This window comes from Nostoc sp. DSM 114161 (assembly GCF_052692665.1).
In genome coordinates, this window is the sequence record NZ_CP195141.1 from 6716451 (window position 1) to 6738718 (window position 22268).

Below are 22268 nucleotides of genomic sequence, written 5' to 3' on the forward strand. Positions count from 1 at the left end.
TTGCCAAATGGCAAGTTTTTATTGCCACTATGGCAAGGTAAAACTTTAATATTATTTATCGGAATTATTGTTGACTTTTACTGTTGTTGGTCAATTCCTATCCAAAAAGATTACTATGCCCGATCTGTTTTCCCAAATACCACCAGTGGCAATGCCAGAGGTTATTCCCAATGAATTACCTCAGCAGAGATTTCATCTCGGTGAGTGGGTGCGTTGGTTTCAAGTACCCAACGGCGATTTTGGCCGCATCATCGGAGTCATATATACCCAACAAGCTAGTTGTATTGCTACTGGGTTACATTACTTGGTTCTTTTAGATGAACGCAGTCCTTCTCGTGACACTTGTACCTGCGACTTCGCTTTCGAGGAAGATATCGAAATTTTAGATAAATTATCTTTGGAAAGGCTTCAAGGCAATCATGTCTGAAGCTCAACAACATCAACAGTTGCTAGAACTGCACAACCAAATGTTCATGTCTCCCCAAGACTTTAGTTACCGTTGGGGATTAGGTTACGAAGAATTAGCAAAAATCTGTGCCATCTCTAAATCGACGGCTTATCACTGGTTAGGTGGACAAGCCAGCCGCCGAGAAGCTGGATTACCTTACCAAAGAATTATGGCTGTGGCTGATTTTCTTCTCGCCAACAGCGAAGTAATTAACCCCCTCTTGGAACAATGGCATAATCCTCAACCGCGAAATTAATTCTTCAGTTTTTGCAAATTGACAAAACTTTTCTCCATCACCTTGACCCACATAAAAAATAGGTAGTAGGGTGCAATTTATCGTCACCAGCCTATTTACTGTTCATGAACTGCTCCACTGATGACTCGTATTACCTGCCCTCGAATATTGAATTAACCGAAAGTCATATCCTAATTTATCGCTTGGCAATCCCTCTCAAAAATGGCATCAGCTACTTACAACAATTTCCCCAGCCAGAATACGAGGGTATTTGCCTGGATGCTTTTGAGCTAGGATTTCTTTGCTTGCAAACTGCTCAAACTCGTCATGGGAATGAATTAATTAAACAACAGATGGAATCTTTACTAGTGGAGTTTCAGCAAGCAGTCAAAATAATTGCTGAGTCTTTTGGGCAGGAATTAATTAATCAAGTCGGGACAGACAATGGACAATTATTAGCTCCACTGCAAACTCAAATTAATCTGACTTCAGCCATCCTCACTGAAAAACTAAATAACGTTAGCACCTTGCTGACACAGGAAATAGACCCCGCTAGGGAAACTTCTGTTGTTGGCCGTTTTCTGAATTCATTACGTCAACTTTTGGATGCTAAACGTTCTGATTCTATTCAAGGAGCATTTAAAGCAGCATTAATAAATGCTACTAAGGAAAATGGTACTTTGGCTGCGGCAGTGAAAAATGTGGTTTCTGAGTCAGTCAAACCGCTAGCGGAACAAGTGGAAAAACTGACTAGGGAAATTCGAGATCAACAGGTAAGACAACAAGTACTTGAGCAGACAACTGCAAGAGGCATAACTTATGAACAATTAGTTGTTGCTGAATTACAACACTGGTCGAAGTTAAGTGGAGCAGAGGTGGAGCATCTTGGTCAGGATGGAGACACTGGCGATATTCTAGTCAAGTTAACAAGTAAATCTCTTGTGGCAATAGAACTGTCAATAGTGATTGAAGTCAGAAGCCGACCGTCAAAACCTTTTGGTCGCCAAGCAATCGCTCAACATTTACAATCTGCAATGGTACGGCGTTCTGCAAATTCGGCAATTTTTTTAAGTTATTCTCGTGAGGGATTAGCGCAGGAAATCGGTGATTGGGCAGAAGGAGTTACTGAATCAGGTTATTGGATCGCCACAACCCATCCATTTTTAATCATTGCTATCCGGTTTTTGGTAATTCAGCAAAGGTTAAATAAATTGCGTACCTTTGAATCAGAACTCGATGTGATTGGTGTTGAACAACAAATTCAGCAAATTCGCACTGCTTTGGGACGAATCAGAACTATAAAAAAATCTCTGACAGAAATTGGCAAGTGTGTGTCTGTTATTAAAGCTGAGGCAGATGCACTAAGTGCAGATATTCAATCAGCACTGAAATCAATTGAGCAAGCCCTGAGTGTTATTCCAGTAGCAGGCTTTACTTTATCACCATTAAAACCAGAAAATTTACAACTTTAATTCCAGACTAAAATTCCCGAACAATATCTGGCTCAATTCCTTAAAATCTGACCCAAACAACTGGGATACACTAATCTTCGCCTTCTCACACACAGGAATAATCAACTTCACCAAATGATAAGGTTGACTTTGATTTTTTGTTGAGGCTATCTTCAACAATTCCACGATTCCCCCTAAATCTTCCAATAACTTCACATCCTTCGCTTCTGACATAAAAGGTCAGCTGAAAGTTGAAGAGTGTGTGCAGTGGAGTTACATAACCTAAGTAGAGAATATTAGGTATGTAACTTTTATGATCCCATGTCTCAACAACAACCGCATTAGTATATGGTAAATAATTTACTTATTGGTGTAGTTATGATAATATATTTGCACAAAAAAATTTAATTATATATATTAGGAATAGCTTCAATGACAGCAGAAGTTTTAATTATTACAAAGATGGCGGTTGCTCTTGCTGCCGATAGTGCTGCAACAATATCTTCGAGAGCATTGGGTAAGGCTAAAACTTATAATTCTGCCAATAAATTATTTGCTCTTTCAAAGAACTATCCTGTTGGTATCATGGTTTATGGTAATTCTCAAATCATGAATGTTCCTTTAGAAATAATTATAAAAATCTATAGAGAGAAGTTAAATAACAAATATTTTAAAAATTTAAATGAATATTATAATGATTTTATAGCTTTTTTAGCAGATTTTTTTACCCCAGATGACCAATTAGAATATGTGCAAAAAGTGACTAACGAAATTTTTGAATTGATTAGAGAAGGAATTCAAAGAGAGGTAATAAAAAAAATTGAAGAAAGTGAACAAGGATTATTAGAAGAAGACGTTGAGCAAATTAATCTTGCAATTTCTGACGAATTAGTAAACCGTTTTTACAAAGAATGGGAAAAACAAGAAATTCTCCCTTTTGCAGAGGGTATAGAAGAGTTCAGGCAAATATTTAATAAACATTACAAAGATTGTATTTTAAAGATACAAGAAAAAGTATTTGATCAACTAAATATAAGTGAAATATCTAAAGCAAAATTAATTGAAATAATTACCTTTTTCTTCTGTAAAAACATCTTTGATAATCCTTCTGGAATAGTTATAGCTGGATTAGGTGAGCAAGATGTGTTTCCTTCTATGTTTTCTTTTGAAGCTGAATGTGTAATTTGTAATAAGTTAAAATATCGAGAATGTGACATATATGAGCAACAAAAAGTAAAAAATGAAGGGGCTAGAGTTTTCGCTTTTGCTCAATCAGATATGGTGAACACATTTGCTTTTGGTATAGATCCAGATTTGGAAGAATTTGCTAATAAGTTTGTAGAAGACAGTTTTAATGAATACTCAAAAACTATTGAACAAACAGTTTTAGATGAAATAGATTTAGTTGATGGATTAGATGAAACAACAATAGAAAACTTGAAGATAGCTTTGAAGGAAACTATTGATGACGTTCATCAAAGGTTTAATATACTTGACAAGTATAGAAAAGAAATGCTAAACTATCAAATTAGTGAACACTATGTACCAATTACCAGTATGGTTCAGCACCTTTCTAAGTCTGAACTTGCAGAAATGGCTGAGGCTCTTGTTAATATAACTTCTTTAAAGAGAAGAGTTTCCATAGAGTTAGAAACAGTAGGTGGCCCTGTAGACGTTGCTGTCATCTCAAAAGGAGATGGTTTTGTTTGGATTAAACGAAAGCATTATTTTGACCAAAAATATAACCCGGATTTTATAATTAATCGCAACAATTTCAATAAAAATAGTGAATTAAATTCTGATCGCGTGTAGTTTATAAAGTATAAGCCATTTGTTTTAATTTTTGTGGAGGTTCTTAAGCTATGGCACTTAAAGATAAGGAGGATACTAGAAAGCGTATTACTGCTGAGGATTGGAAAAGAAAGTATATACCAAAAGATACTTTGATGAAGCAAAAATACGAAGAACTTTCTAAAAACCCAGCAGCTTTAGCTGAATATCTAGTAAAAGAAATCGCCAGAAATGTACGCACTGAAATGTCAACAAATCGTTAAGCTACTTAAATAAATTGGATTCTAGATACCTTCTTACTTGTTTTCAGTACGAAGGTATTTATTTTTTGAATGGCTGTAAAATAAACTCTGTATCCATGCTCCCTTTGTGTTCTAAACTAGAATATTCCATCATCATACTTTCTACTCCTGACAACAATCCCCTGTTTCGTGGCTATTTAATACCACTTAGCAAAAAAGAATCACAAACTGAACCCAATCTAGGAAAGCAATCGTCTTTCCCCTGCCAAACTACTTTAACCATAAATCCTAATTGATACCGAAATTCTACAACTTTAATTCCAGACTAAAATTCCCGAACAATATCTGGCTCAATTCCTTAAAATCTGACCCAAACAACTGGGATACACTAATCTTTGCCTTCTCACACACAGGAATAATCAACTTCACCAAATGATAAGGTTGATTTTGATTTGTTCTTGAGGCTATTCTCAACGATTCTATGATTCCCCCTAAATTTCCCAATAACTTCACATCCTTGCCAATTGCTTGCTCAAACACTAACAAAATCAATTGTAATTTTCGGGTTAACTCGATTGGGATGGGTTTATATCCTAATTGGGGAGTAAGTGCAATTAATTCGCTAATTCCTTGAATATTAAATCGATATTTCTCTATTTCCTCTTCGCCTTTAATTTCCTGTCCTAACCACCCGTAACAACGAGAACAAAATCCCCCAGGTGAAAGCCTAGCCATCACAGGTAAACGCGAACCACAATGAGGACATTCTTCTATTAATCGCTGTTTGTGAATCAAACAAAATTCTACATCCTTAAATGACCATAATAATGGTTCATACATAGTTTTGTTCTCCTGCATCCACTCTTCCCAACAACAAGGACACCAAGCGCGGTATTTCCGAAATAACCCCTTGTCATAAATCATTCCTTTCCATCTTAAAAGAGTCAAAAACCGTAAATCCTGACGCATTGTTAACTCTTCTAAGACAGTGACTAACTTTGCTGTCATTTCTCGCATTCCGTTGATACTCGGTTTAGCATCGCTATTTCCCAATAGGTGACTCAAATTTTTTGCCAATAGCTCAGATTTATCCTCATCTTTGAGGATAAGTGGCGCAATTTCTCCCATAACGAGCTTTTGAGAGGTTAAACAATGTGCCTGCGCTAAGCGATGGAGATAGCTACTAAGACTTTCTGTATACGGAGTTCCCACCGCCACAGGTTTAAGAGAAAATAACCGACTCCGTTGTGGGATTTCTAAAGGTTTTAGGTTCCAATGTTCTGAGTAAATATTCATCCCTCTTGGATTAACCTAAACGCTGGTACTTTAGTTTTAAAAGCCAAATTTCAGGAATTAGTTTCCGATTCACTCTTAACCTCGATGCCGTAATTAACAAAGAGATCGGAGACAGATATCTCCAAAGCTGCCGCTAACTTAACAATATTTTTTAACGAAGGGTTACGCTCTCCGTTTTCGATTCCTGAGATGTAGTTGCGATGAAGCCCTGACTTTTCAGCCAGTTCTTCTTGGGATAAATCTAGCTCTCGCCTTCGCCGCCTAATCGCTTTGCCAAAGCGGTACTCAATACTGGGGTGTTTTTGCGTCACAAAACAATACTGAACCAGTATCGCCGTTAAATCTATCTACTATCAGTGGATTTTTGCACACTATAAGTGTTATAATGTTAAGTAATATAGCAGCGGACAAGCAAGTTCCTAACTTTATGGTCTTATTTTCATAGACTCATAAAATCAAGCGCAAAATGCTTACTAAGGACTATATGAAAGAGCAATTTGAACAATGGGTTGCTCGCCTTCAAATATCCGAGGCAGGGCAGAAAATTATTGAGAAAGTTCGCTCATCTGAGCCATCCCGTCGCGTTGGTGGCGGTAGCAAGAATGTTTCGGGACGCTACCCTAGTCGCAAGATGGGAGTCACTATTCAATTTGAGTCTCATCGGGTTGAACTGCCAATTATCTATCAGTTAGAACACGATGAAGATGTTCTAGAATTCTACGATCAACCACCGCAAATTAAACTTGACTATCAAGCAAGTAACGGACGTAGATTAGGCGTTTTACACACCCCAGATTTCTTTGTCATCCGAACCAATTCGGCTGGTTGGGAAGAGTGTAAAACTGAGCAGGAGTTGAAAAAATTAGCAGAGAAAAACCCCAATCGTTACTTTTACTCTCAAGAAGATAACCAATGGCATTGTCCACCAGGAGAAGTCTATGCTAACCAGTTTGCGCTTTATTACCGCATTCGTTCAGATAGAGAAATAAACTGGGTTGTGCAACGTAATCTACAATTTTTAGAAGATTATTACCGAGCCGAATCCCTAGCAGTGGAAGAAGCGATCGCTCAATCATTACTTGCAGTTGTATCATCTCAACCAGGAATCACTGTAGCAGAATTACTCAATCAGTCAACAAAAGCTAAATCTGACGATATCTACATCTTAATTGCTCAAGAGCAAATCTATTTTGATTTAAATGCTGCACCACTTGCTGAACCAGAAAGATGTCTCGTCTTCCGTGACGAACAAACTGCTAGTGCTTATAGATTAATGGTGGAGCAACCAAGTGTAAATCTTCCGGCTATCTCTCCTGTAATCAATATTGCCACTGGAACGCCTGTTAGTTGGGACGGCAAAGGTTTAAATATCATCCATGTTGGAGAAACAGAGGTAATACTCAGTGGAGAAAATAATCAGTTAATTGAACTCAAAAAAGCCGTATTTGAGAATCTGGTTCGCCAAGGAAAGATCACAAGTCTCCAAACACCAGAAAAAACAGCTATTAGCACAGAATCTTGGCAGCGATTTTATCAAGCTAGCCCTGAAGACCAAGGAGAAGCCCTTGAACGCTACAAAGCTATCGAACCTTACTTAAACGGAAATCCCCCAGAAAACGAAACAGTACCAGCCCGTACCATTCGTGACTGGAAAGCTAAATATTTAACTGCACTTCAAAAATACGGTTGCGGCTACATTGGGCTTTTGTCCCATCGCAGTGTCAAAGGTAATCGTCAGCGCAAGTTGCCCGAAGACACCTTAGCAATTATGGAGAAATTTATTTTAGAAGACTACGAAACTCTGAAACAAAAAAGAATGTGGGAGGTTTATGGGGCTTTAGTTCTAGCTTGCGAACAATCTAGTGTAATTGCTCCGAGCTATAAGGCTTTTACCAAAGAAGTAAAACGCCGTCCTGGTTACGAACAGACTAAAAAACGCCAAGGTCGTCGTGCCGCTTACCAGTATGAATCCTTCTATTGGGAGCTTACCCAAACTACCCCAAGACACGGCGATCGCCCTTTTGAAATTGGACATATAGATCATACTCAGTTAGATGTAAATATAGTTTGCTCTCGTACAGGTCGCGATCTTGACAGACCTTGGGCAACATTTCTTGTAGACGCTTACTCTCGACGATTGCTGGCAGTTTACATAACTTTTGACTCACCCTCATATCGTTCTTGCTTAATGGTGCTAAGAATTTGTGTCAAGCGTCACGGTAGGCTTCCCCAAATAGTAATGGTAGATAACGGTGCTGAGTTTCACAGCGTTTATTTTGAAACACTACTAGCTACTTTTGAATGTACGAAAAAGCAAAGACCTCCAGCCAAAGCTCGTTTTGGTTCGGTTTGTGAACGCCTATTTGGAACTTCCAATACTCAATTTGTCCATAGCTTACTTGGTAATACACAAATAACTCGTAACGTCCGCCAAGTCACCAAATCAGTTAACCCAAAAAATCAAGCTGTATGGACACTTGCCTTACTTTATGAAAATCTTTGTGCTTGGGCTTACGAAGTTTACGATATAGACGAACATCCCGCACTTTTCCAAAGTCCGAGGGATGCGTTTGCTGCGGGTATGGCGATTAGTGGCAGTCGGGTTCACCGTATGATTCCTTACGATCAAAACTTTCAGATTCTTACCTTACCTACAACCTCAGAGGGAAAAGCAAAAGTTCAAATTGGACGCGGCGTAAAAATTAACTCAATCTACTACTGGTCTAATAGTTTTCGCGATCCACAAATTGAAAATACTTCTGTTCCAATCAGATATGACCCGTTTAATATTGGTATCGCTTACGCTTTTGTTCGAGGGCAGTGGGTACAGTGTATCTCTCAATATTATGCAGAACTCCAAGGTCGCTCAGAAAAAGAACTGAAGTTAGCTAGTATCGAGTTACGCAAACGTTCCTCAAATCATGGGCGACAATCTCAAGTTTCAGCTAAGAATCTAGCACAATTTTTAACATCGGTAGAGGCACAAGAAGCTCTACTAAAACAGCGTTCCTATGATGTAGAAGCGAGAGAAGTCTTTAGGATAATTGAAGGCGGAAAACTTACGACAATCCACGACGAACAACCAAAGGTTATTCAAGTTCCTTTTGACAATACCGATTCTCAAGCGGATGAAAATGAAGCGGTCGTCCCAGAAACACTTGAAATTTATGAGGAGTTTTCATTATGACACAAACTACTAAATTTCCGCTTGAACTCCTCACACGGCCTGCTCCAGAAAGGCTGGCATACTTTGAGAATTACACCGTAGGACATCCTCGACTTCAAGAAATCGCTGAAATTCTTATGCGAACAATTGCCGAACCCGCAGGAGCCTCATTTATCTTTGTTTATGGCCCCAGTGGTGTTGGTAAAACAACTTTACGACTGCGTGTTGAGCAGAAATTAACAGAATTAGCATTACCTAAACTGGAAAGCGATCGCGGTCGTGTTCCTGTTGTTGGTGTTGAAGCTGTAGCCCCAGAATCGAGAAACTTCAACTGGAAAGATTACTACACACGCGCCCTAATCGCCTTAGAAGAACCCTTAATTGATCACAAGTTTGATTATGGTGTGCGTGGTATCTCTCGCGATAATTTTGGAAAAATTAATGTTGAGTCAAAAGTAGTTGCACCTGCTCTACGCAGAGCTTTAGAAAATGCTCTCATCCATCGTCATCCAGACGTATTTTTTGTAGATGAAGCACAACATTTTGGCAAGATGGCAAGCGGATACAAGTTACAAGATCAATTAGACTGCCTCAAATCTCTAGCAAATATGACAGGAATTTTGCACTGTCTATTAGGAACATACGAACTACTTACATTCCGTAATTTAAGCGGTCAACTCTCACGCCGTAGTGTTGATATTCATTTCCGTCGTTATTGTGCTGACAATCCAGAGGATCTAAAAGCTTTTAAAAAAGTCTTATTAACTTTCCAGCAGAAGATGCCAGTTGCAAAAACTCCAGATTTAGTTAGTAATTTGGAATATTTTTACGAACGTACTTTAGGATGTGTTGGCATACTAAAAAATTGGTTAACACGCGCTCTTAAAGATGCTCTGGATAGAGAAGCAACAACAATCACTCTCAAAGATTTACAAAAACGCGCTTGGTCAGTTGCTCAATGCAAGAGGATGTTTCAAGAAATTGAAGAAGGTGAAAAAGAATTATCTGAAACTAAAGAAGATGTACAAAGCTTACGCCAGCTTTTAAAGTTGGAAAAAACACCAATCGCGCTACCAGAAGAAACGCCAAAAAATACTTGTCTGCAAAAAAACGTTGCCGAACGCAAACCTACAAGAGATCCCATTGGAGTGCAGCAAGATGTTAGCTAGTGCATTAGAAACATACGAATCTTGGGATTTGAAAAAGCTTTCTATTCCATCTCGTAGTCGGTTGTATCAATTACAGCCTGTTGGTATTAGAACACCAATGGTGGAAAGCCTTACAGGATATATAGAAAGATTAGCGGAGGCTCATTGTGTATCTCCAGATGTATTAATTTCACGAACAATCACACCACTACTAAAACAAATATTTTTAAAATCTCGAACTAGTAGAGATTTACGTTCTCTTTTCGACCGTGCCACAGCTATAAATGGTACAGGAAATATAGCAATAGATTTAGTACAAGCACTTAAAAACTTAACGCTTCTAAAAGATTTGGACTTACTGACCATGCTATTTTGGGCTGAAGTTATCCCCACGCGAAATTTGTTTCGTAGCCAAAGTGCTTGGTGTGCTGTCTGTTATGAAGAATGGCGTTTGACTAAGCAAGTAATTTATAAACCATTAATTTGGACTATAAATTCAGTTCAAGTATGTCCTTTACACAAAAGATATCTGTGTTTGCAATGTCATCACTGTCAGCAGAAATTACCACTACTAAGTTGGCGATCGCGACCTGGTTACTGTTCCAAGTGTGGTGGTTGGCTAGGTATGAATCTTCCTGTCAAGTCCTCCTCAGAACTTATAAATTGCTCAACTTTATCTGAAGAAGAATTACATTCGCAAACTTGGATAGTAGAGGTTATTGGTGAATTAATTTCTTCCACCCTATTTTTTAACTCTCCACCAGTAAAAGAAGAAATTACCAAATCTTTGAGTCTAGTCATAGATATAGTCACTGATGGAAATATAGCAGAGTTTGCCAGTTTGATAGGAATCCCAAAAAATACTTTATGGATGTGGCAAACGGGTAAAGCTTTACCAGTGCTTGATATGCTTCTCAAAATTTGTTATCGCTTAGAAATATCTCTGCTTGATTTACTAAAACCAGAACAACTTGCTGCTAAATCTTTTACGAAAATCTCACACAAAACTATTCGGCGATCGCCCACACGAAGAGCATCTCCAAAACTTTTCGATGCTAATCAAGTACAAGAGGCTTTGCTAACAATCCTTGCAAGCGACAATAAGCCACCACTGACAATGGAAGAAGTAGCTACAAGTCTAGGATGTAATAGGCGGACAATTTTCAGGCACTTTCCAGATTTATGCCGTGCTATTTCTGCCAAATACCGTAGTTATGGTAAAGCATGTCACACAGAAAAGATACAGCAGTCTTGCAGAGAAGTTAAGCAGATTGTACTTAAGTTGCATAATCAAGGAGAATACCCTTCAGAAGCTCGTGTGTCCGAAATAATGACTCATCCTGGATATCTCCGTTACAAACAAGTTCGTGCTGCTTTAAATGAAACACGACGTGAAATTCGAGTGTAAAGCTATTAAAATTAAAAGGGTAGACTTAATTAGCTTCTTTCTCTACAGATGGAAAATTGGAAGCATAACTTTGCCGCCCTCTAGTGGAACCATAAGCTTGCCATCACGGCAAAGTTATGGGTAAAGTCACAATAGCAAGTACTGGTAAGGACATTATCTTAAATGGACGTAACTGGATTCGAACCAGTGACCTCTACGATGTCAACGTAGCGCTCTAACCAACTGAGCTATACGTCCTTAACCACACGATTATCAATATTAACACATACATTTGTTAAAAAGCAAGATAAACAATCTAGATGATTTAAGTATGATTCGACCCTAGTGTTACGATTATTAAGGTTATCCGGTTCTGGTGTACCAGACGTAACTCTTAAAGTTCGGTGTAAATCCGCTACTTGGGAGCAACTGCGAACTGATTTGAGATTAGCTTGCCTAAGCGATCGCTTGGTTCCAAATTCAGTGAGTCAGGATGCCTACCGAAGTAGATTTATCAGTTCACATTTAAGCGAGGTACAGATGAGTGCGACTGCAAATATTTCTACAAGTGATTGTTTGGGTGTTCCCGACCACACTTTATTTGTTTGCAAAACCTGTGCCAGCGTTTGGCAAGATGGAAAACGTTTACCAGGAAGTGGCGGCGAACAACTACTAAAGCAACTTCAGCACTTAGCACAAGATTGGGACTTGCGAGATCGATTCCCAATTCAAGAGGTTGAATGCATGAGTGCTTGTAATCGTTCTTGTGTAGTTGCCTTTGCTGCCAAAGGCAAATTAACGTATTTATTCGGCGATCTAACCGTTGATGAGAGTGCATCTGCGGTATTAGAGTGTGCTAGTCAATACTATGCCAAACCAGATGGTTTACTGCCTTGGTCAGAGCGTCCAAAAGCACTGAAAAATGGCATTTTGGCCAAAATTCCACCTTTATGATTCGGATTTTAATTCTGGGTGGGACGGGAGATGCAGCACAACTAGCTGCTAGGCTCGCAACTATCCAAGGGGTAGAAGCAATCACATCTCTAGCCGGCCGCACGCGGGAACCATCAGTTCCTTTGGGTGATTTGCGCGTTGGAGGCTTCGGTGGTGTAGCTGGATTGGCTAATTATCTAGAAGTCATACAAATCGACTTGTTAATTGATGCAACCCATCCTTTTGCTTCGCAGATTTCTTGGAATGCTGTAGATGCTGCAACCAAAGTTGGAATACCCCATTTAATGTTAATTCGTCCGCCTTGGCAAAAGGTAAGTGGCGATCGCTGGATTGAAGTTGACAGCGTTGCAGCCGCAGCAACAGCCTTGCAAAACCAAGCACAGCGCGTGTTTTTAACAGTTGGTAGGCAAGAACTCGCCGCCTTTGCTCACCTCAAAGATATTTGGTTTTTAATGCGAACCATCGATCCTCCTGCTGCTGATGCTTTAGTACCACCGGGGATGTTATTGTGCGATCGCGGCCCCTTTACCCTCAATAATGAAAGCGAAATCCTAATTCACCACAACATCGATACCATAGTCAGTAAAAATAGCGGTGGTGATGCAACCTACGCCAAAATCATTGCGGCGCGAGAACTCGATGTGAAAGTTGTAATGGTGAATCGTCCAGCCATACCACCAGCAAATTACGTTACCAATATTGATGATGCATTGGCGTGGGTACTTGAAAACGGCTGACAGTTAACTGTCAACCGTCAATCCTCAACAACTAACAGGAACCGAAATCTCAAACTCTTGATTGTTTTTAATTAAACAAAAAATGTATCAACTGGTACAGAGCCAAAATCAGGTAATGTACCGTAGATTTCTAATCTAATTGACAAATCACTACTTGCTTGAAATCCTGCTACACCATCGTTGACAACCAAAAATAAATCCAAACCATTGTAGACAATAGCAGCACTATTAATACCGAGAGCTTGGTTGCCTGCCAATTTTCCATTAGCATCAATAAATACCTGTTTAACTAAATCTAACTCGGTTCCATAATAGTTATTATCTGCTGCACGAGTTAAGCTGACTGGTTTTCCTAAAGCTGTGCCATTTGCCGCGAGTAAATCGATTTTATCGCTGCCAATTGAATAGCCACCTATGACATCGGCTGCCGAAGCTGAAGATTGTCCAAACTGGAAAACGTAAATATTATTGTTGTCTATATCATCTGCGAAATAGTCTTTTCCAGCGCCACCATTAAAGATATCTTTGCCAGTGATACTATCAAGATAATCATCACCATTTCCTCCGTTGATGACATCATCACCTGCTCCGGCATAGAGGTAATCATTTCCATCTCCACCGTTGAGGGTGTCGTTGCCATTTTGACCATAAATAAGGTCACCACCTGCTAGTCCACTGAGTATATTGTTGGCGCTATCACCGCTAATTTGATTATCAAGGCTATTTCCTGTACCGTTGATATTGCCGCCATTGCCAACGAGGGTTAAATTTTCCAGATTGGCTGCTAGGGTATATGTAGCAGAAGCTTCGACTCGATCGATATCTGTAGTTGATGTTTCGATAATTACATCTAGGGTATTATCAACTATGTAAGTATCATTGCCTGAGCCACCGATTAAGGTATCAACACCTCCTTTACCATCAAGAGTGTCGTCTCCTACTCCACCGTTGAGAGCGTTATTACCAGTATTACCCGTGATTCTATTATCTAAGCTGTTGCCTGTACCGTTAATGGCAGCAGTTCCTGTAAGGGTTAATTCTTCTAGATTCGCCCCTAAAGTATAAGTAACAGAAGAGAGAATTGTGTCATAGCCATAGGTAGCAGTTTCGGAAATTACATCTCCAACGTTATCTACAACGTATGTATCTCCGCCAGCACCGCCGATGAGAGTGTCTAGGCCAGCTTTGCCATCAAGGTAATCATATCCATCACCACCAATCAGGCGATCGCTTTTACTACCACCAAATAATGAATCGTCACTAGCGCCACCATCTAGTGTAACTGAACCTAAAGTAAATCCAGATGCGTCTAAAGTATTCCAGCTACTACCACCAGTCAATACAGCTTGTTCAACGCTAATGAGTACATCAACACCATTGGCAATTAGGCGATCGTTGGTGAGAGTAAATTTAGCTAAATCGCCCGATTCTACTACTTTGTCAGTGCCAGCTCCACCATTGAGCAAATCGCTGTCAGTGCCGCCGGTGAGGATATCATTACCATCTCCACCGTTTAGAGTATCATCGCCCGCACCGCCAATTAAAGTGTCGTTACCAGCTTTACCATTAATAGTATTTTCTTCATTTCCTCCAGTCAATTTTTCACTAATATCAGTGCCATTAATTACCGTACCTGGCAAAGAAGGTGAAGGAATTGAAATTCTTAGATTGTATAACCCAGTAGCAGTACTGCCATAATATGCAGCACCAACAACAGCAAAATAATAAGTACCTATAGGAAGAGAAGTGAGGTCAATTCTTTCAGTATAGGGATAATTAGGTAATTGGTAACTAGTTACGTCATCATAACTATCTGTTGCAGGATTATACTTGAATAAAACGACATTATAAGTAGCTTTAATATTGACAACATCCGGCGAAGACAGTTCAATATAACTGTTCAGAGGTGCTGTGGAATCTAGTTTAAAAGTATACCAATCGATATCATTTGTAGATGCATTTGATGTCAGATTAGTTAAAACACCTGCACCTGTGTTAGTTCCTTTTAATGAACCTAAGTTAACTGCTAATTCTGCAATATTATTATTTTCTTTGTCAATAAAACCTAAATTATTAGGCATAAATTATTTTCCTGCAATAAAATAAATTTTTTCTGGTTGGACTGTGGTTGAATAGATACAAATTTAATTCAAGTTATGAGCAATTTAGAGTCATCAACAACAACTAAATTTAGTTAATTGACATCTAAGTAGAAGGACTAAATTAAACCTAACTTGAGGTTGCCGGGTTTCGACTACGCGGAAGTTGAGTTTCGACTACGCTCAACTTCCGCGAAGTCGAAACTCAACCCTCATTTTCTCAAGGTTCGAGCATTGAGCGCAGTCGAAATGCACCTTCTAAATAATTATGTCCACTTACTTATATGCGAGTTCGTTGATATTTTCAGATTAGACAAAAAAAGGGGAAAACTAGAGGAAATAATTCAAAATACTAAATTTGGGCAAATTTCAATACATAAAAATATCCCCGCCTTTTCAAATAAGCGGGGATATAAATAAAATCAAATTGCTATAGATATTATCCAACTGTTGCTAATGCTGGTTCTGCTAAAAAATATTTCAGATTTTCTTTATCAGCGGCAAATTTCAAATACACAGACGCCATTTCTGGGGTGAGAAATTCAATCATTAATCTGTTTTCTACCCAGAACTCAATTACATCGAAGAAAGAATCACGGTTACAGCGTACTACGCGCCAGCCTTCACGGGCACCAATTTGTTCGATTTCTTCCTGGGTACTGGATACAGAAATAGCTGCATGAATATCTGTAAACCTCGAACTAATAGCAGTATGCACAAATGCACATTCCTCGTCACCTTCACCAGGCTCTATTTGAGAACCTAAAGGATAAAGTTCAATGGCTGTACCGTGTTCATCGAAAGGTATAACCATATAACTGCCTGGGTTAGGAGGAAAAGGTACAGCTTGTGCTTTTAAAATTTCTGCAAGAACTTGGGCAACATGGTTGGGATTTCTAACAGCAATGGAAATATGGTGAATCATAATAATAATCTCAGTTCGATATCTTGTAGATTAGGAAACAATCGGGGAAAACTAGGGGAGAAAAATCAGACTAAATTTTACATTTTAAATTTTGGATTGAAGATTCAATGATATGAGGGTAAAATCTGCGATCGCCCATAGTAAAGGGTAGCCCAATAGGCTTGAAATCAGCCTACATCGCCGCAAGCCGTCGATGTAGGTAGTTCGCTTAAAATTCCCAGCTAAGTTGTAAACCAACGATATCCACACTACCTTCAAAATTACCTCTGAGGGCACCGACTGTAGAACTTGACTGGTTAATGTCACTATCGTTGACAAATACGTGAGTGTAACCAATATCGAAATTCAATGACTTGGAAGGTCGATAGCTAGCACCGAAACCAAGTAAGGTGCGATCGCCACCAGGTAAACGGGGTGTATTAAATTGTTCATCAATAGGGCTAGGGTCGTAAGTTACACCCGTTCGCAGTGTTAATTGCTTGCTCACAGCGTAATTGACCCCAACTCCAAAACGGAACGTATCATTCCAATTTTCCGGTTGTACGGTATCTGCTTGAACTGGATTGTCAAATTTAACTCGCAGTTCTTTAAAGCGGCTCCAGTTTGTCCAGGTGACATCGCTGACAATTGCCAAACGAGGATTAAGTTCGTGATATACAGCAAGCGATAAGGTATCGGGCAAGTTTAAGACTGCGTTGGCTCCTGTGTCTGTGAATTGTCCTCTAGCAGTTAAGGCTCTAGCGCTTACAGGTACTGTAAAATCAGCATTTCCCCTAATGTCTTGAGTAATTGGCGATCGATAACTCAAACCAATGCGCGTAGTTTTGGATGGTTCGTACATCACTCCTAAGTTGTATCCTACACTCCAATCAGAGCCAGTGACTTTGACAAAACCATCCGCCTGTTGTGATTGGGTGGGTAAACCAACACTTCGTCCAATTAAACCAAAGTCGATCGCATTTGAGAGTGTTGCCTGAGCATACTGTATATTTAGACCCGCACCAACAGAAAAGTTATCGCTCAACTTGGCTGCTACCGTAGGATTAATATTAATAGTTGTCAGTTTGGACTCCACTGCTTGGTAACGCCCAACCCAGTTACTCTCGTATTTCGTAGCTAGCCCAAAAGGAACGTTAATACCAATACCTAGTTTCAGGCGATCGGAAACGCTCCAAGCAGCATAAAGGTTTGGCACAATAATATCAACACCTGCTTCTCCACCGTTTCCACCTGATAATGGAACCCCTGTTGCCGTGGTAGAACCCCGATTTTGAAAAATGACTTTCGGGAAAATCACATAAGAAGCCCCAAAAATTGAATTATCTGGTAAGCGAGTCAAGCCTGCCGGGTTAAAGAAAATTGTGCTGGCATCATCAGCAGTCGCCGCACTTCCCGCAAAAGCATTTCCCAAACCCTTGACACTCTGTTCGTTTAGGGCAAATCCTCCAGCCAATGCAACACTGCCTGTACTGTTTGCTGTGAGTGCTACCAAAATTGGTATTAACAACAATTTCACTTGCAATTGCTTCAATTTATGCATTTGGAATTTTATATCTTGTGTTTGTTGTAATACTAATTTTGTATGAAAATGTACATCACAAGATTAGAATTTACGCACTAAAGCCACACAAAATTTACGTACAATATAAAGCTTGGCTATTTTAAAAAGAAATAAAAATTAATTTTGTTAGCATTCCATTACCAGAATATTTGGTATATTACCCAAGAAGTTGGTATTATCTTCAATACATTGCACAGATACACTAAATCCATTTAGAAAAATGCAAATATCACAAGAGATTTGCGGCTAATTTTGGCTGCTGAAGCATAAAACTTCAGTTTCAAAAGTAAGTAGACAGCTTGTTTTAAGCTTGAATTCTAACTTTTTAATTCTGCTGTAATTTTTTCAATATTCAACAGTAAACGGAGAAATGTCTTATGCGTTTTAGCCGCAAAATACCCATTGTATCTTTAATACTATCAACGCTGGTTTTATGGCAGCCTACTTTAGCTGACTCAAACAGCAGCCTTACCAGGGTTCGAGAACAAAAAATAGCATCTATTTGGAATAAAAATAAGTGTCCTGGAGGTATTTCACAAAGTTTTCGGTTGGATGGAGAACTCAATAATCCAACTACCTATCATTTGTACAAGCTGAAAAATTTGCGAAATACTTTAAAAAATCAAAACCCAGGATTAGTTACTGAAATCACTGTCAGCTTTCAAACCGGCTCAGGGCCAAGAACAGAAACATACTATGGAGTTCCTCTATGGGAGTTGATTAATAATCCAAAAGCCGGAGGTGGTCTAAAACCTGGAAATTCTGGAGTGAATCCTAAAAACTCTTTTCTCCGGCAATATATTTTAGTTGAAGCCACAGATTGTTATGGTGCAGTAGTGGCTATTGGAGAAATTCAACCCAACTTTGAAGGAAAAACAGTGCTAGTTGCGTTTGCAAAAAAAAGCAGTGATGGTAAAGTCGTATATTTAGCAGATGAAGGATTTGCTCGTTTAGTAGTTCCAGGTGATAAAGCTGGAGGCCGTTACGTTAGTAATGTGAGAAATATTATTGTATTATCTGCTCCTCCTTCTCCTTTGAAACCAAAATAGGCAAGAGGCAATTCTTAGTATCTTAGTTGTAAGTAGAGATAAAATCCCTGAGTTACTACATAACTTAGGGATTTGCAACTTGAAAACCCTATAACTAAGATTGGTATAGGACTTATACTGTTTCACTTTAAACTTGATACAAATACCTTGGTAAGGGCGCACAGCTGTAAAGCCCCTATGGTAGATTTATATGTATCAAGATTTTCGTGAAATGGTATTACATACAAAATATCCTCATCAATATTTATTGCCAGATGTAAATGAGGACAAACAAAATAATCCAGATGACATCGACGAAGTGCCAAAATAATGAAGTTGCATTAACGCCAAAGTGACCCGTGTTGTAGTTACCAGGGATAAAAGAGCGCACTAAAATAATCAACTGCAACAAGATACCAGTCAAAACGTGCAAACCGTGGAAACCTGTAAGCAAATAGAACGTGCCACCAAATACTCCTGAAGTGAAGCCAAAGGCCAGGCTATTCCATTCAATTGCTTGTCCAACTAAAAAGTAAGTTCCCATCGCCATTGTTGCTAAAAGAAACAGGCGAAATTTCATTAAATCGTGGCGTTGCAGGGCGCGTTCTGCTAAGTAAATTACAAAGCTACTGGCAACAAGAACTACTGTATTGATTGCCGGTTCTTTTACTTCTAGTCCAGAAACACCAGTCGGTAGCCAGTTAGGAGTTGTTGTTTTGTAGATGATATATCCTGCAAAAAAACTTAGGAAAATTACACTTTCAGAGAGTAGGAAGACAATGAAGCCAAACATTTTGTTGCCTTCTTCATCGTGGCTATGTTCTACCTCTGTGTGGTGTGATTCGTGGGAATTGAGATAGCTGTCCATTGGTAGAGTTTGGTTTTTGAGGGGTGAGTTTGAAACGCAAAGGGGAGGCAAAGGGAAGCGCACAGAGAAGCCGGAGCGGCGGCTTCCGCCGTTGGCGCAGCCCGCCGCAGGCATCTGAACTTCGGTGGTACGCGGAGGGTTTCTGCGTCTTCCCTGGCGTTATTCGGGGAGGTTTGCTGTTAAGGGTTCGGATTTGCCGTAGCCGTAGGGTTCGGAGACTATGATGGGGATTTGTTCAAAGTTTTCGACGGGGGGTGGTGAAGAAACTAACCACTCTAGTCCAATTGCCCGGTGCGGGTTTTCGGGTGCTTTCTCGCCTTGCATCCAAGAAATCACCATGTTGAAAATGAAGGGCAAGGTGGATACTCCTAACAGAAATCCGCCGATGCTGGCGATGAGATTCCAGGATGTGTACTCTGGGGCGTAGGAAGCGACTCGGCGTAACATTCCTTGCAATCCTAAGGGATGCATGGGCAAAAAGTTGAGGTTAGTGCCGATGAAGGTTAACCAGAAGTGTACTTTGCCCCAGCCTTCGTGGTACATCCGACCAGTCATTTTGGGGAACCAGTGATAGATGGCAGCATACAAGCCCATTGTCACGGTGCCGAAGAGGACGTAGTGGAAGTGTCCGACTACAAAGTAGGTATTGTTAACGTGGACATCCACTGGCACGGAGGAAAGCATAATCCCTGTGATGCCGGCGAAGACAAACATCACTAGTCCACCCAAGGCAAACAGCATTGGGGTCTTCAACCGTAATTTTCCGCCCCAAATCGTTGCCACCCAAGCAAAGACTTTTATTCCTGTGGGGACTGATACAAACATCGTTGTCAGCATGAAAATTAAGCGCATCCAACCTGGCGTACCGCTGACGTACATATGGTGTACCCAAACAATACCGCTGACTACAGCAATCAAGATGGATGAAACGGCAACAACTTTGTAACCAAATAGGGGTTTACGGGAATAAACTGGGAAGATTTCCGAGAAAATCCCGAAGATGGGCAGAATTATCACGTAAACGGCAGGGTGGGAGTAGAACCAGAAGTAGTGCTGGAACATGACTGGATTTCCACCTCTGGCAGGGTCGAAAAAGGCGGTGCCTGCGGTGAGGTCGAGTAGCAGCATTACTGCACCTGCTGTGAGTGCAGGTAGTCCAAACAATTGGATGATTTGGGCGCTAAATACTGCCCAGACGAACAAGGGCATCCGGAAGAAGCCCATCCCTGGCGCCCGCATCTTGACAATTGTGGTGACAAAGTTCACTGCTCCCATAATCGAAGACACGCCAGATACCGCTACTGCTAGCAGCCAGAGGACTTGACCGTTGATTAAGTTTCCGGTGGGATTCTGGAGACTGACTGGAGGGTAAGCCCACCAACCTGCTTGGGCTGGGCCGCCAGGAATAAAGAAACTGCTCATCAGCAGAATTCCGACTACTGGTACCATCCAAAAGGCAACGGCGTTGAGGCGGGGAAATGCCATATCTCGCGCCCCAATCATCAAGGGTACTAGATAGTTGGCAAAACCAACGAGTGAGGGAAATGTCCACAAAAACAGCATCACGGTGCCGTGCATGGTAAACATGCCATTGTAGACTGTGCGATCGACTAAATCTGATTCGGGTGTCATCAGTTCTCCCCGAATTACCATTGCAAAGATGCCGCCGACGAGAAAGAAAATAAATGAGGTAACGAGATATTGAATACCAATAACTTTATGGTCGGTGCTAAAGCTGAAGTATCGCTTCCAGTCGCCTGGAGATTCATGGTGAGAAATTTCACCAACGATACTAATGCCATCAATAGGAACATTAGTCATGAGTTAGTTTCCTTTTAAGAAATTCAGGGAGTCGGGAGACGCGATTAATCGCGTCTGTACAAGAGGTTTTTCAGCCAGGGGAATTGACTAGAGGAGGTGCGGCAGGTGGAACTGTAGCCCAACCAGTTTTGACTGACTGATTGGATGTTTGAGCATACTCATAAGCCGCTTGGTTTTTGGCTGGGGATGGCTTTTGAGTTGCGGCTTGGGATAGCCATTGATGGTATTCTTCAGGAGATTCGACAACCACATTGGCTTGCATGGTTGCAAAATATGTGCCGCTGTATTGGGAATCTGTCAATCGGTATTGGCCGGGACGGACGGGAGTAAATTCAAAGTCGATCGCATGGTTGGGAATAATATCCTGTTTAAGGCGAAATGCAGGAATGTAAAACCCGTGCAGAACGTCTTGGGAGTTTAGCGCTAAACGCACGCGGCGATCGCTCGGTAAATGCAATTCACTACTAGTGACATCTCTCTCTGGGTAATGGAAGACCCAAGCCCATTGTTTGGCTATTACATCAATTTTTTCTACTGGTTCTAAACCTGATGCCACCAAAGAACTCTCCTTGTCTCCTTGTCCTCCGAAGTTTGGATCGGAGGAAGCCTCCGCTCCAACTTCTCTCCTTATCCCCTTGTCCGTCTTGGGTGCTGCATAAGCTGATTCCATTCCCAAGGGATTATGCAGGTGAACTAATTGGGAGGGGCCTTGAATTCCCATTTGTTCGTATACTTGGTAGCTGTAACCTGCAATCCAAAACACCAACAAAATTGGGATTGCTGTCCAGACAACTTCTAAGGTGATATTACCTTCAATGGCGGGGCCGTCGGTAAAGTCATCTTTAACTGCGCGATGGAAGATGACAGAATACATCAAAGTACTCGTTACTCCCAAAAAGATGAAGCTACCAAGGGTTACTAAGAAACTAATCAAATTATCAATTAGTTGGGATTCGGCTGCTGCTTGTGGAGGAAGCCAAGAGTAAGCTTGTTGGCCGATCCACAGACTTGTAGCGGTAACTGCGATCGCGCCTGTAAGCAGCGTCAAAATATTTAAAATTTTCTGGATTTTCATGGTCAATAGTCAATAGTCATTGGTCATTGGTCATTA

Annotated in this window: 20 protein-coding genes and 1 tRNA gene; 11 read left to right on the top strand and 10 right to left on the bottom strand. The window is 40.4% G+C overall.

Annotated elements, in window-relative coordinates:
- The first annotated feature begins 115 nt into the window (after positions 1-115).
- The 3 genes from NSTC745_RS28230 to NSTC745_RS28240 all read left to right on the top strand — a co-directional run bounded on the left by NSTC745_RS28230 (position 116) and on the right by NSTC745_RS28240 (position 2155).
- A complete protein-coding gene (locus NSTC745_RS28230; protein WP_445633946.1) occupies positions 116-427 on the top strand; it encodes a hypothetical protein in 312 nt (103 codons plus the stop codon).
- On the top strand, positions 420-704 hold the full coding sequence (locus NSTC745_RS28235; protein ID WP_445633947.1) for a helix-turn-helix domain-containing protein: 285 nt from the start codon (positions 420-422) through the stop codon (positions 702-704). The genes NSTC745_RS28230 and NSTC745_RS28235 overlap by 8 nt, the downstream gene beginning before the upstream one ends.
- 104 nt (positions 705-808) lie before the next feature.
- Complete coding sequence (locus NSTC745_RS28240) at positions 809-2155, top strand: hypothetical protein (protein WP_445633948.1); 1347 nt, start codon at positions 809-811, stop codon at positions 2153-2155.
- Here the strand turns inward: NSTC745_RS28240 and NSTC745_RS28245 are convergent.
- Complete coding sequence (locus NSTC745_RS28245; RefSeq protein WP_445633949.1) at positions 2144-2368, bottom strand: hypothetical protein; 225 nt, start codon at positions 2366-2368, stop codon at positions 2144-2146. The genes NSTC745_RS28240 and NSTC745_RS28245 overlap by 12 nt on opposite strands.
- Before the next feature lie 198 nt (positions 2369-2566).
- On the opposite strand from NSTC745_RS28245, the gene NSTC745_RS28250 reads away from it, so the two are divergent.
- Positions 2567-3946: a hypothetical protein gene (locus NSTC745_RS28250; RefSeq protein ID WP_445633950.1), complete on the top strand. Its 1380-nt coding sequence runs from the start codon at positions 2567-2569 to the stop codon at positions 3944-3946.
- Between the two features lie 50 nt (positions 3947-3996).
- Positions 3997-4188 carry a hypothetical protein gene (locus NSTC745_RS28255; RefSeq protein WP_445633951.1) on the top strand — a complete coding sequence of 64 codons (192 nt, stop codon included), beginning with the start codon at positions 3997-3999 and terminating at the stop codon, positions 4186-4188.
- 285 nt (positions 4189-4473) lie between these two features.
- On the opposite strand, the gene NSTC745_RS28260 is transcribed toward NSTC745_RS28255, so the two are convergent.
- Together NSTC745_RS28260 and NSTC745_RS28265 are read right to left on the bottom strand one after the other, a co-directional pair.
- Complete coding sequence (locus NSTC745_RS28260) at positions 4474-5463, bottom strand: TniQ family protein (RefSeq protein ID WP_445633952.1); 990 nt, start codon at positions 5461-5463, stop codon at positions 4474-4476.
- Between the two features lie 50 nt (positions 5464-5513).
- Entirely contained in the window at positions 5514-5774 is a 261-nt protein-coding gene (locus NSTC745_RS28265; protein WP_445633953.1) for a helix-turn-helix domain-containing protein, read from the bottom strand.
- Positions 5775-5947: 173 nt separating this feature from the next.
- Between NSTC745_RS28265 and NSTC745_RS28270 the strand changes: the two genes are divergently transcribed.
- From NSTC745_RS28270 to NSTC745_RS28280, 3 genes are read left to right on the top strand one after another with little or no spacing between them, the layout of a single operon-like run.
- Entirely contained in the window at positions 5948-8650 is a 2703-nt protein-coding gene (locus NSTC745_RS28270) for a TnsA endonuclease N-terminal domain-containing protein (protein WP_445633954.1), read from the top strand.
- A complete protein-coding gene (locus NSTC745_RS28275) occupies positions 8647-9798 on the top strand; it encodes an AAA family ATPase (protein ID WP_445633955.1) in 1152 nt (383 codons plus the stop codon). Before NSTC745_RS28270 ends, NSTC745_RS28275 begins: the two co-directional genes overlap by 4 nt.
- Positions 9788-11185, top strand: a complete 1398-nt coding sequence (locus NSTC745_RS28280; RefSeq protein WP_445633956.1) for a TniQ family protein — start codon at positions 9788-9790, stop codon at positions 11183-11185. Before NSTC745_RS28275 ends, NSTC745_RS28280 begins: the two co-directional genes overlap by 11 nt.
- 163 nt (positions 11186-11348) lie before the next feature.
- Here NSTC745_RS28280 and NSTC745_RS28285 read toward each other — a convergent pair.
- Positions 11349-11422 (bottom strand) — tRNA-Val (locus NSTC745_RS28285).
- 282 nt (positions 11423-11704) lie between these two features.
- On the opposite strand from NSTC745_RS28285, the gene NSTC745_RS28290 reads away from it, so the two are divergent.
- Positions 11705-12118 carry a DUF1636 domain-containing protein gene (locus NSTC745_RS28290; protein ID WP_445638708.1) on the top strand — a complete coding sequence of 138 codons (414 nt, stop codon included), beginning with the start codon at positions 11705-11707 and terminating at the stop codon, positions 12116-12118.
- Positions 12115-12855, top strand: a complete 741-nt coding sequence (locus NSTC745_RS28295; RefSeq protein WP_445633957.1) for a cobalt-precorrin-6A reductase — start codon at positions 12115-12117, stop codon at positions 12853-12855. Before NSTC745_RS28290 ends, NSTC745_RS28295 begins: the two co-directional genes overlap by 4 nt.
- Positions 12856-12926: 71 nt before the next feature.
- Here the strand turns inward: NSTC745_RS28295 and NSTC745_RS28300 are convergent, their stop codons facing one another.
- The 3 genes from NSTC745_RS28300 to NSTC745_RS28310 all read right to left on the bottom strand — a co-directional run bounded on the left by NSTC745_RS28300 (position 12927) and on the right by NSTC745_RS28310 (position 17395).
- On the bottom strand, positions 12927-14936 hold the full coding sequence (locus tag NSTC745_RS28300) for a bluetail domain-containing putative surface protein (protein WP_445633958.1): 2010 nt from the start codon (positions 14934-14936) through the stop codon (positions 12927-12929).
- Between the two features lie 457 nt (positions 14937-15393).
- A complete protein-coding gene (locus NSTC745_RS28305; RefSeq protein ID WP_445633959.1) occupies positions 15394-15879 on the bottom strand; it encodes a hypothetical protein in 486 nt (161 codons plus the stop codon).
- Between the two features lie 208 nt (positions 15880-16087).
- Positions 16088-17395, bottom strand: coding sequence for an OmpP1/FadL family transporter (locus NSTC745_RS28310; RefSeq protein WP_445633960.1), 1308 nt, complete (start codon positions 17393-17395; stop codon positions 16088-16090).
- 422 nt (positions 17396-17817) lie between these two features.
- On the opposite strand from NSTC745_RS28310, the gene NSTC745_RS28315 reads away from it, so the two are divergent.
- Positions 17818-18489 carry a hypothetical protein gene (locus tag NSTC745_RS28315; RefSeq protein ID WP_445633961.1) on the top strand — a complete coding sequence of 224 codons (672 nt, stop codon included), beginning with the start codon at positions 17818-17820 and terminating at the stop codon, positions 18487-18489.
- Between the two features lie 244 nt (positions 18490-18733).
- Here NSTC745_RS28315 and NSTC745_RS28320 read toward each other — a convergent pair whose 3' ends face one another.
- The 3 genes from NSTC745_RS28320 to NSTC745_RS28330 form a co-directional block, all read right to left on the bottom strand.
- Positions 18734-19336, bottom strand: coding sequence for a cytochrome c oxidase subunit 3 (locus tag NSTC745_RS28320; protein WP_445638709.1), 603 nt, complete (start codon positions 19334-19336; stop codon positions 18734-18736).
- Between the two features lie 159 nt (positions 19337-19495).
- On the bottom strand, positions 19496-21157 hold the full coding sequence (gene ctaD, locus NSTC745_RS28325; RefSeq protein ID WP_445633962.1) for a cytochrome c oxidase subunit I: 1662 nt from the start codon (positions 21155-21157) through the stop codon (positions 19496-19498).
- A 70-nt stretch (positions 21158-21227) separates the two neighbouring features.
- The gene (locus NSTC745_RS28330; protein ID WP_445633963.1) at positions 21228-22232 is read right to left on the bottom strand and encodes a cytochrome c oxidase subunit II; all 1005 of its coding nucleotides are present in this window, start codon (positions 22230-22232) and stop codon (positions 21228-21230) included.
- Positions 22233-22268: the final 36 nt, after the last annotated feature.